Below are 12,704 nucleotides of genomic sequence, written 5' to 3'. Positions count from 1 at the left end.
GTCGAGGGCCCCCGGTGGCATGTCGGGGGCGCCCGTGGCGCAGGGGATCTCGTCGGGCCTGATGTGCACCCTCCGTGTCGATCATTCGAGGTCCCACCGCCGTCAGCGACCGCGATGGATACAGGCGTACTGCAGCACATGCTCGTCCACGCCGAACCGTATGAGACCGGTGAGCTGTGTCCTGACGTAGGCCGTCGCTTCAGCGGCAGTCGCCGAGGGGGGCGCAGGCGGTGATCCAGGCCGTGGCTCTGGGCTGAAGTTTCTGTTGACAGCAAACGACGACCCTCATATGGTCGACAAACGACAATCCGGTGGTCGTTTTAAGCCATCATCACGGCATTTCGCCACCGCTGTTACTCGCGAGGAGACCCGAGTGCAGATGATCAAGATTGATTCGAAGCGGGTTATCGTGCCCAACTACGAGGGTTGGCGCCCCGTGCCGTCCGCGGCGGTGACTCAGTGAGCCGGCCCGGGACTTCGGCAGCGAACACCGGCTCGGCTTCCGATCGGCTCCAGGCCTTCGGTCTGGCCCTTCCCAGCCTCGCTGCCAACCCGAACTACGTGCACCACCGGGCGGTGGGCTCCAGCATCCACATCTCTGGCCAACTGCCTTACAAGGACGGTGAGCTGCTGGGGCAGGGCACTGTCGGCCGGGACGTCGAGCTGGAGACGGCTCGGGAGCTCGCACGCCATGCCGCGCTCAACGCGCTCGCCGCCGCTGTGCGGGCGGTGGGAGATCTGGACCGGGTCCGGATCGTGCAAATGCTGGTCTTCGTGGCCAGTACGCCGGACTTCGGTCTGCAGTCGCGGGTCGCCGACGCGGCCAGTGAACTGCTCATCGAGGTGCTGGGCGAGAACGGACGACACGCTCGCACAGCGATCGGCGTCGCCGGGCTACCGCTCAACAGCCCGGTCGAGATTCAGATGGTCTGCACTGCGGCGTAGGGCGGACACGACGGCGGTGTAGCGCGAGCGCGCGCTATTGCGGGCCGCGCACGTGCGGCATCGAGGGAGTCGGCATCCGCGCCCCTCGACCATTGGCAGACAGAATCACGAGGAGGGCAGCGTGAACCGGCTTCAACGAGCACTCGACGCTCTGGTCGAGCGGGTCGACACCCCCGCGCCGATCGTGCTGGTCGACGTCATGCAAGCCAACATCGACCGCATGCAGGGCTTCGCCGACCAGCACAACCTGGAGGTCAGGCCCCACGTCAAGACGCACAAGTGTGTGGAGATCGCGCGGCGTCAGGTCGAGGCCGGGGCGGTGGGAATCACCGCGGGAAACGTCGGTGAGGCCGAGGTCTTCGCCGCGGCCGGCTTTGACGACATCTTCCTCGCCTACCCGATCTGGCCCGCGGGAACGAAGGGGGCACGGATCCGCCGGCTTGCCCAGTCCACCCGGCTACGGGTCGGCGTCGACAACGTCGCGGCGATCGAGGCCCTCGCCGACGCGATGGGAGACGAACCGGATCGGCTGAAGGTCGTCATCGAGGTCGACTGTGGCGCCCGTCGTTCCGGGGCGCCACCCGAGCTCGCGGGCGACCTCGCGCTCGCCGCCCACAAGCGCGGCCTGGCTCCCGTGGGCGTCTTCACTTATCCAGGTCACGGCAGCTCCGGTCCGGATGCACGCGAGCGCGCCGCGCAGGACCAGGAGGACGCGCTCACCACCGCGGTGCGCAGCCTCGCCGGTGTCGGGGTCACCGCACGGGTGGTCAGCGCCGGCTCCACCCCCACCATCGAATTCTCCACCAGCGGCGTGATCACCGAGATCCGTCCCGGCGAGTACGTCTTCTGCGACCTGAACAACACCCGGCTCGGCGCTTGCACGGACGACCAGATCGCGCTGTTCGTCGCCGCCACAGTCGTCAGCGACTGGGTTCCCGACCAGGTCATTCTCGATGTGGGCACCAAAGCCCTCGGTCGTGAGGGCAGCCCGGAGCGCGGCTACGGCGGCGTCGCCGGCACGAAGGCAGTCCTGGCCAAGCTCAACGAGTACCACGGATTCCTCCCGCTGCCGGCCGGCGAGTTCCGCCCTGGCGTCGGCACCCTCGTACCGGTGGTGCCGAACCACGTATGCCCGGTCGTCCTCGGTTTCGAGGAGCTGATCGTCACCGACAGCACGGGCACCTCGCTGCAGCGGTGGCCGGTCGACGCCCGCGGATTCCTCAACTGACCGGCACCGGGGCGAGACCTTCGCCCCAGCCCGCAACCCGACCGACTTTCCCCCCGCTAAGGAGTGCCTGACATGAGACTCAAGAACATCGCGGCCCTGGTGACCGGCGCCGGCAGTGGCATCGGGGAGGCAGTGAGCTCCCACTTCCGCCGCGAGGGCGCGCGGCTGCTGCTCACCGGCCGCAGGAAGCGACTCGACACCGCTCAACCCGACGACCTGTACGTTCCTGGAGACCTCAATGACGAGACGTTCGTCGAGGACCTGGCCAAGCAGGCCGTCGAGTCCCTCGGCACCGTCGACGTCGTCGTCCTCAACCACGGCCTGCAGGCCAGCAGCCCGCTCACCGAGATGACCTACGCCGACGCGAAGAACGTACTCGAAAGCAACCTGCTCAGCGCGTTCCTGGTGATGAAGCACTTCGCGCCGCTCATGCCCCGGGCAGGAGGCTCGTTCGTCTGCGTCAGTTCACGGCTCGGCATGGTCGGCAAGTCCGGGGAAGTCCTGTACTCAGCCGCCAAGGGAGGCCTCATCATGCTCGCCAAGGGCGCGGCGATCGAATGGGCCCCGCGCGACATCCGCGTCAACGTCGTCGCTCCTGGCCTGACCGCCACCCCGATCATCGAAGCGTCGATCCAGCGCAGCCCCGACCCCGAGGCCTACCGCCGCGAGCGCGAGAACCAGATCCCGCTCCAACGCCTCGCCACCCCCGAAGAGGTCGCCGACGCCGTTCTCTTCTTCGCATCATCGGAATCGTCGTACGTCACCGGTTCGGTCCTCCCCGTCGACGGCGGGTACACCGCCTTCTGAACACCCTGCTGGACATCCACCAGCATCGGGCTGAACGACCAGTCCTCCGTCTCGCCCTCTGTCTCGGGCGACCGCCGATCGCTGCATGACCGATCGACCACGAGTCGAGCGTATGCCCTGATCGTCGCGCTCGAACCGCGCCATCCACGGTGCGCCCGTGCCGAGCATCGCATCCGCGCCATCCCGGCCACCCCGACGCCGGCCACGACGTGTCGCGATGCGGACCACCGCCACCCCGCCGGTCGCCGTCGGCGACGGCTCCATCTTCCCAACCGCCGCTCACCCGGCCGTCCAGCCCGGCGTCGCCCTGACAGCACGATCGTCGCGGACTTCAGTCCACGGCGAGGACGCGCCCAGAAGCGGAGACCGGCAACGCGCGCGGGCGACGCATGTGTCCGCGTTCCCCGCCCCACAAGATCCCGACCCCCGGCACCTGCGAAAGCCGCCGCACAGTCGGTCCCACGCGTCAATAGATGAGGAGTATTGCCATGAATGACCCCCAGATCGGCCGGAGAGCGATTTTGCGCGGAATGGGCGGCCTGGCCGCCCTCGCCGCTGTGCCCTCGATCGCCGCCTGCGGCACTGGCACCAGCCGCGCAGCGGCCGGAGGCAAGGGCGGCGGCAAGACGGTGGTCGTCCGCGACAGCGGCGGTTCCTACGGCGCGGCCCTGCAGAAGGCGATCTACACGCCCTTCACCCAGGAGACCGGCATCGGCGTCAAGGTGCTCAACCTGGACGACGCCCCGCTGCTCGCCCAGATCAAGCAGGGCCGTCCGCAGTGCGACCTCATCAACAACTCGATGATGTCCCACTTCAAGTACGTGAAGCAGGATGCCCTGGAGACGCTGGACCCTGACCGGCTCAAGAGCCTGAAGAGCGCGAAGATACCCGAGAACCAGATCACCGACCATGCCATCGGGCACAGCTTCTACGGCCAGTGCATCGCGTACCGCACGGACGCGTTCGGGGGTAAGAAGCCGGAGTCGTGGGCGGACTTCTGGGACACCAAGGCCTTCAAGGGCGGCCGCGCGATGGTCAGCCCGGACGGTGACCTGCCCGAGCTGGAGTTCGCGCTGCTGGCCGACGGCGTCCCGATGGACAAGCTGTACCCGCTGGATGTGGACCGCGCATTCAAGGTGCTGACCCGGCTGCGGGCCGACATCAAGAAGTTCTGGGACAGCGGCCCGCTGCCCGGCGTGCTCCTCAGCCGCCAAGAGGTGACGATGTCCACCGTCTGGGACGGCCGGATCGCCGACCTGCAGAAGCAGGGTGTTCCGGTGGAGCGGCAGCTCAACGGCATGCGCCGCCAGTTCTCGGGCTACGCCATCGCCAAGGGCGCGGCCAACGTGGACGGCGCCTACCAGCTCATGGACTTCGCGCTGCGTGCCGAGATCCAGGCTGCCCTGGCCAAGGCCTTCCCGTCGAACCCGTCCTCTCCGGTGGCCTACGCCAAGCTCACCGAGGACGAGCGCAACGCTCTGGCCGGTGCGCCGAAGTACTACGACAAGGGTTTCGACGCGGACATCGACTGGTGGCTGAAGAACGAATCGGCCGTCACTAAGCGCTGGTTGGAGTGGGCTCGTGGCTGAATTCGATGTGGTCACACCGTCCGTGAAGGTGGCCGACGGCACCCTGCCCACCGCGACGGGCAAAGCGCTGTCGGTGGTGGCCCTGCGCAAGACGTACGGGGATGTCGTCGCGGTCGACGAGGCGTCCATGGAGATCGCGGCGGGGGAGTTCGTCACCTTCCTCGGCGCCTCGGGGTCGGGCAAAACCACGACACTGATGATGATCGCCGGCTTCTGCGAACCCGACTCCGGCACCATCACCGTCGGGGGCCGTGACATGACACGGCTCGCGCCGCAGAAGCGGGGCCTGGGTTTCGTCTTCCAGCAGTACCTGTTGTTCCCGCACATGACCGTGAGCGAGAATGTCGCTTTCCCGCTCACCCTGCGCGGGGTGCCGAAGGACGAGATCCGCAGGCGCGTCGGGGAGACGCTGGAGATCGCGGGCCTGTCCGGGTTCGGCGGCCGCAAGCCGCGGGAGCTGTCCGGCGGTCAGCAGCAGCGTGTCGCGCTGTGCCGGGCGCTGGTCTACCGCCCGCCGGTCATCCTCATGGACGAGCCGCTGGGCGCCCTGGACAAGAAGCTCCGCGACCAGCTTCAGGTCGAGATCAAGGCCATCCAGCAGGAACTCGGCCTGACCGTCATCTACGTGACACACGACCAGGAAGAAGCGCTGGTCCTGTCGGACCGCATCGCGGTGATGCGCAACGGGCTGATCGAACAGTTCGACACTCCCCGTGAGCTGTTCGAGCGGCCCAGGACGCCCTTCGTCGCGGACTTCCTGGGCGCGGCGAACTTCCTGTCCGGCCATGTGGAGAAGCACACCGATGAGCACACATTGGTCCGCCTCGACGAGACTGGCGGCCTGCTGAAGGCGCGCCGCCATGAGCTGGCCACCGGCACCCAGATCAAGGCCGCCGTCCAGCCGGGCCGACTGCGGGCCGGCGCCCCGGGCGACGGCTTCTGCACCGGCACGGTGGAGACTGCCACATACGTGGGCACGTTGGTCCGCGCGGGTGTGCGGGTCGGAAGCGGTGACGTGCTGCTGCGCCTGGAGGTACCGGCCGGCCGGGGCCCCGTCGCCGGCGAGCGGGTCGGGGTCACAGCCGACCCTGAGGACGTCAACCTCTTCGCCGACGAACGGGAACGGTGAGTCATGGCCGCCCTCACCGCCACCGCCCGTCCACGAAAGCTGCTGGCCTCTCGCCGGACCCGGGTCGGGATTCTCTACGCGCTGCCCGTCGTCGTCTATCTCCTGGTGCTGTTCGTCTACCCGATCTTCGGCACGCTGTTCCTCAGCCTGAAGAACGCCGACGGATCGCTGACGCTGCACTGGTACGTCGACGCGCTGACCGGCGTCAACCTCTCGGTCCTGATCACCACGCTGCGGATCTCCGCGGAAACCGCGCTGTTGAGCCTCGTCTTCGGGTTCGTTCTGGCCAATGCGATCTCGCGGCTGAAGCCCCTGTGGGCCGGACTGGCGATGCTCGTCGTGGTCGTCCCGCACTTCATCAGCGCCCTGGTGCGCACTTATGGCTGGATCATCCTGCTGGGTGACAAGGGCCTGGTGAACGAGACCCTGGCCGGCCTGTCGGTACCAGGCACGCCCTACCGGCTGCTCTATAACGAGCTGGGCGTGGTCATCGGCACCACCTCCATGATGCTGCCCTACACCGTGCTGCTGCTGTACGGGGTGATGCGCGGCGTGGACCGCCGCCTGCTCGCCGCCGCGGCCAGCATGGGCGCGGGACGCGTGACGATCTTCCGCCGGGTCTACCTGCCGCTGGTCGCCCCCGGCCTGGCCAGTGCCGGACTGCTCAGCTTCATCCTCTCGCTGGGCTACTACATCACCCCCGCCCTGATGGGCGGACCCAACCAGACGATGATCGCCACCCTCATCAACCAGCAGGTGACCAAGGAGAACCAGTGGAACGGGGCGGCCGCCCAGGGAGTCATCCTGCTGCTGCTCACCCTCGCCGGACTGCTGCTGGTCAAGCTCGTCAGCTCCCTCGGCGCCAGCCGTAAGAAGAGGAGTGCGTCATGATGGAGCTGCGCAAGACCGTCGCCGGGCGGATCGCCCTGACCGCGGTCGCCACCGTGATCCTGCTGTTCCTGGCGCTGCCGATCGTCGTCATCCTCGTCACCTCCTTCAGCAGCAACGCCTTCTCCGCGTTCCCGCCGGAAGTGTGGACGCTGAACTGGTACAAGGCGCTGTTCGCCGACGGCAGCAAATGGCCGGCCGCGCTCTCACTGAGCGCCCTCATCGCCGCCCTGAGCACCGTCTTCTCCCTGATCATCGCGGTGACCGCCGCCACCGCCCTCACCAGAAGCGAACTCCCACTGCGCTCGGCGGTCTACGCCTTGGTCCTAGGGCCGCTGCTCATTCCGCAGATCGTCACCGCCCTGGGCCTGTTCCTGCTCTTCGAGCCGGCCGCGATGCTGGGCAGCCCGCTCGCCATCGCCCTCGGGCACACCGTGCTGGCCTCACCGATCGCGGTGCTCATCCTGATCGCGACCCTGCGCGGCATCGACGAACGCCTCGAGGACGCCGCCGCCAGCATGGGTGCGGGCCGCATGACGATCGCCCGGCGGATCACCTTCCCCCTCGCCGCCCCCGGCATGATCGCGGCGGCCGTCTTCTCCTTCATCACCAGCTTCGATGAGTTCTACATCTCCCAGTTCCTGTCCTCCGTCGGCACCATCACCCTGCCGGTGCAGGTGTACAACTCCCTCACCTTCGACATCGATCCCAGCGTGACCGCGGTCAGCGCCATCCTCATCGCCTTCGCGGTCCTCGCCCTCGCCCTGGTGGCTCTGGTGCGCTGGCTCGGCTCCGGACGGCAGAACTCCCTGCTGTCGGTCGAGAACACGGCAGGCATCGCCAACCCGGCAGAGGAGACCGTATGACCACCAGCGCTCATGCTCACGGGCCACCGAAAGAGCCCGGCTTCCTTTGAGTGATCGCAGCCGGGCCGTCAACTGGGTCAGCGCTCCGCCGGGGCGCGCAGCGGTTCGCCGACGCTCCTGAGATGGCGCAGGGCCTCCCGGTGCGAGGCAATCAGCCCGGTCCGGTGGTACGGGATGCCCAGCTCTGCGCAGTACCGCTCGGTGATGACCTGCGCCCTGGCGAGTGCAGGTGTCGGCATGCTCGGGAAGAGGTGGTGCTCGATCTGGTAGTTGAGCCCGCCCATGAAGGCATCGACCAGCGCGCCGCCCCGCACGTTGCGCGAGGTGAGGACCTGGCGGCGCAGGAAGTCCAGCCGTGTCCCCTCCTCGATCACCGGCATGCCCTTGTGGTTGGGTGCGAACACCGAACCGAGGTAAACCCCGAACAGGCCTTGGTGCACGGCGAGGAAGAGCAACGCCTTGGCGGGGGAGAGGACGGCGAACAGGCCGCCGAAATACACCACGAAATGCGCCAGGAGCAGTGTGCCCTCAAGAGCCGGCCTTTTCACCGACGGTGACTTGAGGGCCCGGAAGCTGCTGAAGCTCAGGTTCAGACCTTCCAAGGTCAGCAGAGGGAAGAAGAGTGCGGCCTGGTGCTTTCCGACGAAACGCGGCAAACCCCTGGCATTGCGTGCCTGCCGACGCGACCAGACGAGAATGTCCGGCGAGATGTCCGGGTCCTTCCCCTCGTGATTGGGATTCGCGTGATGCCGGGTGTGCTTGTTCATCCACCACCCGTAGCTCATGCCCAGCAACAGGTTGGCGACCAGTAGTCCCCCCACCTCACTGGGCCGCCGGCGGGAGAAGACCTGCCGGTGGGCGAGGTCGTGGGCGGCCAGTCCGAGCTGGCCGAAGACAAGGGCCAGGGCGATGGCGACCCAAAGCTGGCCCCAGCTGTCACCCAGTGCGAGAAACGCGCCGACGCACCCCGCGAGAGCGAGGGCGACCAGTCCGAAACGTACCGTGTAATACAGTGGACGGCGTCGGAGAAGCCCGGCCTCGGCTATGCGCCTCGACAATTCTGCGAAGTCGCTTCCCCTGTGCTGCTTCTGTCGTTCTCCTTGTCCCGACGGGTCTACCGATAGCACCGCTGAATTGGTCATGGACCCAGTATCTGAGCAGGCCCACGGTGGAGGAATGGCGTCCACCCCCTGAATGAGGTGGAGTTGGCACCACCATGGCAACGGGGGAGGACCGCAGCCAAGTCCGCCGGCCGGCGACGGTGGGGCGGACGGGAGCCGGATCAGGGTGTGGAGAGGGACGTCACACGGGTGCGAGGCGAGCGTTGCCGGGGTGGCCATCGGGGTGGTGCCAAGGTCGCGGCGGCGGCGCGGGCGGTGAGGCCGGTTTCGATGGCACGCTGAAGGCGACCGTCGTCGCGCATGACGAAGACGGGGCGGTACCGAGGTTCGCCCGGTCTTAACGAGCGGGACAGACCTTCCGGTACCCGAGCTGCGGCAGGTGCTTCTGCCACACCGCCCGGGTGAGGATGCCGCCGGTGTGGTCACAGACGTGGTCCGCCGCGTGGTCGGCGTCCAGGGTCCACAGCCGGGCCGTCAGGTCGTAGCCCGCGGAGGCGAGGGTGCCGCCGGGGCGGAAAGCGACGGTGGTGACCGTGTCGACGTGGCCCGTGAGTTCCCGGCCGTAGGGCTCGGCACGGGCCGGGTCCCGCACGTCCCACAAGCGGACCGTGCGGTCGCCGCCGCCGGTCGCCAGTGTTTTCCCGTCCGGGGCGAAGGCCACGGCCCGGACCTCCGCACGGTGCCCGGTCAGCTCCCGGCCCGACGGGCGTGCGCGGCCGGTCCGCTTCCCGTCGCCCACGTCCCACAGCCGCACCGTGCGGTCGTCGCTGCCGGTCGCCAGCGTCCTTCCGTCCGGGGCGAAGGCCACCGCGTTGACCGGTTCGTGATGCCCGGTGAGGGGAGCGCCCGCGGGAACGGGGCGGGTGCGTACGTCCACCTGCCACAGGCGGACCGTGGCGTCCTCGGAACCGGTCGCCAGGAGGCGGCCGCCCCGGGCGAAGGCCACGGAGGTGACGGCGTCCGTGTGTCCGCGCAGGGCGGGGCCGATGGGCCTGACGCCGACCGGTCCCCGGATGTCCCACAGCCGCACCATGTCGTCCTCGCCGCCGGTGGCGAGCGTGCGGCCGTCCGGGGCGAACGCGACGGAATGGACTGCGCCGTCGTGTGCGGGCACGGGTTCGCCGAGCAGAGTGGGACGGTCCGGCGTGGAGACGTCCCACAGGCGTACAGTGCCGTCCGCGCTGCCGCTGACGACCGTGCGGCCGTCCGGTGCGAACGCGACGGACAGCACCCGGTCCTCGTGGGCGAGCATCCGCGGCAGCCGGCGCGGGCGGTCCGGGCGGCCTACGTCCCACAGGCGGACCAGTCCGTCATCGGTGCTGGCGGCGGCGAGCAGGAGGCCGTCGCGGCCGAAGGCGACGGCGGTCACCGGGTTGGTGAAGTCGGTGAGGACGGTCGGCGGCCGGTGCCACAGCAGGACGCTGCCGTCGGCGCCGGTGCTGGCGAGGGTGCGGCCGTCGGGGCTGAAGGCGACCTCCCACACTGCCCCCGTGTGGCCGGTCAGCGGCTCCCCGAGCCGCAGCGGATAGGCGGGGTTGGCCACGTTCCACAGCAGCGGCGCGTCGTCCTCGCCCGCGCTCGCCAGGGTTTCGCCGTCGGGACTGAAGGCGACCGACATGACGGGCGCGGTGTGTCCGGTGAGCGGTTCGCCCAGGGACTCGACGTGGTCCGGATCGGACGCGTCCCACAGGCGTACGGTCTCGTCGAAGCCGGCGGTTGCCAGGGTGCGGCCGTCCGGGGAGTAGGCCAGGGTCCAGACCGGGTCGGTGTGGGCGCGCAGGGGCTCGCCCAGCGGTGTGATGCCGTCGTCGGTGCCGTACCGCCACATCCGAACGGTGCCGTCGTAGCCCGCCGTCGCCAGCGTCCTGCCGTGCGGGGCGAACGCGACGGCCCGGACGCTGCGGTCCCGCGCCCCGTCGGCCGCGGCGGGCTTCCCGAGCGGCTCCGGGCGGGCAGGATCGGAGACGTCCCACAGCCGTACGGTGCCGTCGTCACCGGCCGTGGCCAGGGTGCGGCCGTCGGGCGCGAAGGCGACGGTGACGACGTTCTGCTCGTCGTGGCTCGCCGGCGGCCTGCCCACGGCGCGCGGGCGCTCCCGGTCACGCAGGTCCCACAGGCGGACGGCGCCGCCTTCGCCGGTGGCGGCCAGCAGGTCCCGGTCGCCCGGCGCGAAGGCGACCGCGCCGACCCGGCTCGTGCCGAGGCGCAGGGGTTCGCCCAGGGCCCGGCCGTCGATGTCCCACAGCCGGACGGTGCCGTCGTGGCCGCCGCTGGCGAGAGTGCGGCCGTCGGGCGCGAACGCCACGGAACTGACGACACCGTCGTGGCCGGGCAGCCGCGTGGCCAGCACCCGGCCCGCGTCCGAGGCCAGCCGGGTCCGCAGGTCCGGCGTGGAACGCATGCCGTACGCGGCGACGTCGAACCGCGCGGCCAGCCCGGCGTTCGTTTCGCGGACCCGGTCGGCCTCGGCGGTGAGCTGTCCGAAGACGGCGTCGTCCCGTTCGGCCTGTGCCGTGGCACGCGCCTGGAGGGCGACGACGGCGGTGCCGGTGGCGAGCAGGGCGAGCGCGGCGAGTACGGCCACGACCGTGCGGCGCAGGAGCGCGGCACGGTGTCGGCGACGGAGGGAGGAGGTGAGGAAATGTCGCTCCACCGGGGTGAGTTCGTCATCACCCGGGTCCGGCTGTGCCGTGTCGCGCGGGAAAGCGTCGCGGGCGGCGCTCAGCCGGGACCCGGCGTACAGCGCGGCGTTCTCCTGCCCGAGGTCCTGCCAGGTGCGGGCCGCCTCGGAGAGCGCGCGGTGGACGCGCAGCCGGTCGCGCTCGGCGTCGATCCAGGCACGCAGCCGGGGCCAGGCGGTGATGAGGGCCTCGTGGGCCAGGTCGGCGGTGCCGTCGTCGAAGGTGATGAGGCGGGCCCGGGCCAGACGTTCCAGCACCAGCCGGGTGTCGGCGGGGTCACCGAAGCCGAGTTCCGCGTGGTCGGTGGGGCGTCGGGTGTCGGGGGTCCCGTCCCCGGGCGCCACCAGGCGCAGCAGAATACGCCGGGCCAACTCCGCCTGGTCGCCGCTCAGTTCCCCGTAGAGCTGCTCGGCGGTCCGTACCACGGCACCGTGCAGGCCGCCGGCCGCCTCGTACGCGGCCTCCGTCAGGGCGCGGCCGCCGCGGTGGCGCCAGGTCTCCAGCAGGGCGTGCGACATCAGAGGCAGTCCGCCGGGAGCGTCCTCGACCTCGTCCAGGAGGCGGTCGGTCAGAGAGCGTTCCACGATCAGGCCGGCCACGGCGGCCGGGCGGACGATGGCCTCCCGCAGCTCCGCGCGGCTCATCGGCCCGGCGAGCAGCGTGGCGTCCTGCAACGCGGCGGTCAAGGCGAGATGTTCGGCACAGCGGCCGAGGAAGTCGGCCCGCACCGCGATGACGACGCGCAGCCTGCTGCCGGCGTCGCCGGCGGCGACGAGGCGGTCGATGAAGGCGTCCCGGTCGGCAGGGTCGGCGCCGAGGGTGTACAGCTCCTCGAACTGGTCGACGATCAGCCAGGTGTCGGCGTCGGTGTCCGGTACGGGCTCCAGCCGGTCGGCATGGGTGCGCAGCGGGTCCGCGCCGGGCGTGAGGATCCGCACGGCCGCCGACGGCACGTCCTCGTCGAAGGCCCCCCGCAGCCGGGGGATCAGGCCGGCCCGCAGCAGTGAGGACTTCCCGCTGCCGGAGGGACCGAAGACAGCGGTGAAGCGGTGCTTGCGGTTCAGCTCGGTGAGCCGCTCCACGAGCTGGTCGCGGCCGAAGAACAGTTCGGCGTCGCCCGGCTCGAAGCGGGTCAGGCCGCGGTAGGGCGGCCGGGCGGTCTCGTCGGCGGCGGCCCCGGCGGCCAGTTCGTCCGACGCCTCGCGCCAGCGCCGCTCCCACTCGACGATGTCACCGCCGCACGCCTTCACATAGGCGAGCGTCACCGCGCGGGTGGGCAGCTGCTTCCCGGCCGCCGCCTGCGACAGGGTGGTCACGCCGTAGCGGGCCTGCCGGGCCATCTCCCGGTAGGTGGGTTTGCCGGCCGATTCGCGCAGCGCCCGCAGCCCGGCGGCGAACCGCTGCACCGGTCCGGCCTCCGGATCCAGCTCCCCCTCGGACCGGCCCGGCC

The 12,704-nt window shown here is 70.0% G+C and carries 9 protein-coding genes; 7 read left to right on the top strand and 2 right to left on the bottom strand.

The window, feature by feature from the left end:
• Positions 1-459: 459 nt before the first annotated feature.
• From C1J00_RS00045 to C1J00_RS00015, 7 genes are all read left to right on the top strand, one after another.
• Positions 460-945 carry a RidA family protein gene (locus tag C1J00_RS00045; RefSeq protein WP_102906964.1) on the top strand — a complete coding sequence of 162 codons (486 nt, stop codon included), beginning with the start codon at positions 460-462 and terminating at the stop codon, positions 943-945.
• A gap of 121 nt (positions 946-1,066) precedes the next feature.
• Complete coding sequence (locus C1J00_RS00040) at positions 1,067-2,173, top strand: alanine racemase (protein ID WP_102906963.1); 1,107 nt, start codon at positions 1,067-1,069, stop codon at positions 2,171-2,173.
• A 72-nt stretch (positions 2,174-2,245) separates the two neighbouring features.
• The gene (locus C1J00_RS00035) at positions 2,246-2,980 is read left to right on the top strand and encodes an SDR family NAD(P)-dependent oxidoreductase (protein WP_102906962.1); all 735 of its coding nucleotides are present in this window, start codon (positions 2,246-2,248) and stop codon (positions 2,978-2,980) included.
• A gap of 488 nt (positions 2,981-3,468) precedes the next feature.
• Positions 3,469-4,569 (top strand): ABC transporter substrate-binding protein, encoded by a 1,101-nt coding sequence (locus C1J00_RS00030; protein WP_102906961.1) that lies wholly within the window; start codon positions 3,469-3,471, stop codon positions 4,567-4,569.
• Complete coding sequence (locus C1J00_RS00025) at positions 4,562-5,698, top strand: ABC transporter ATP-binding protein (protein ID WP_102906960.1); 1,137 nt, start codon at positions 4,562-4,564, stop codon at positions 5,696-5,698. The genes C1J00_RS00030 and C1J00_RS00025 overlap by 8 nt, the downstream gene beginning before the upstream one ends.
• A 3-nt stretch (positions 5,699-5,701) precedes the next feature.
• Positions 5,702-6,589 (top strand): ABC transporter permease, encoded by an 888-nt coding sequence (locus C1J00_RS00020; RefSeq protein ID WP_102906959.1) that lies wholly within the window; start codon positions 5,702-5,704, stop codon positions 6,587-6,589.
• Positions 6,586-7,452: an ABC transporter permease gene (locus tag C1J00_RS00015; protein ID WP_102906958.1), complete on the top strand. Its 867-nt coding sequence runs from the start codon at positions 6,586-6,588 to the stop codon at positions 7,450-7,452. The genes C1J00_RS00020 and C1J00_RS00015 overlap by 4 nt, the downstream gene beginning before the upstream one ends.
• Before the next feature lie 77 nt (positions 7,453-7,529).
• Here the strand turns inward: C1J00_RS00015 and C1J00_RS00010 are convergent, their stop codons facing one another.
• Both C1J00_RS00010 and C1J00_RS00005 read right to left on the bottom strand, forming a co-directional pair.
• The gene (locus tag C1J00_RS00010) at positions 7,530-8,594 is read right to left on the bottom strand and encodes a fatty acid desaturase family protein (RefSeq protein WP_102906957.1); all 1,065 of its coding nucleotides are present in this window, start codon (positions 8,592-8,594) and stop codon (positions 7,530-7,532) included.
• Between the two features lie 316 nt (positions 8,595-8,910).
• On the bottom strand, positions 8,911-12,704 hold a 3,794-nt coding region (locus C1J00_RS00005; protein ID WP_245936104.1), incomplete at its 5' end, for an nSTAND1 domain-containing NTPase.

Origin of the sequence: Streptomyces cahuitamycinicus, assembly GCF_002891435.1 — a bacterium.
Taxonomy (GTDB): Bacteria; Actinomycetota; Actinomycetes; order Streptomycetales; family Streptomycetaceae; genus Streptomyces; species Streptomyces cahuitamycinicus.
Note: the sequence above shows the minus strand (reverse complement) of the source record. Positions and strands in the feature narration are given on the sequence as shown.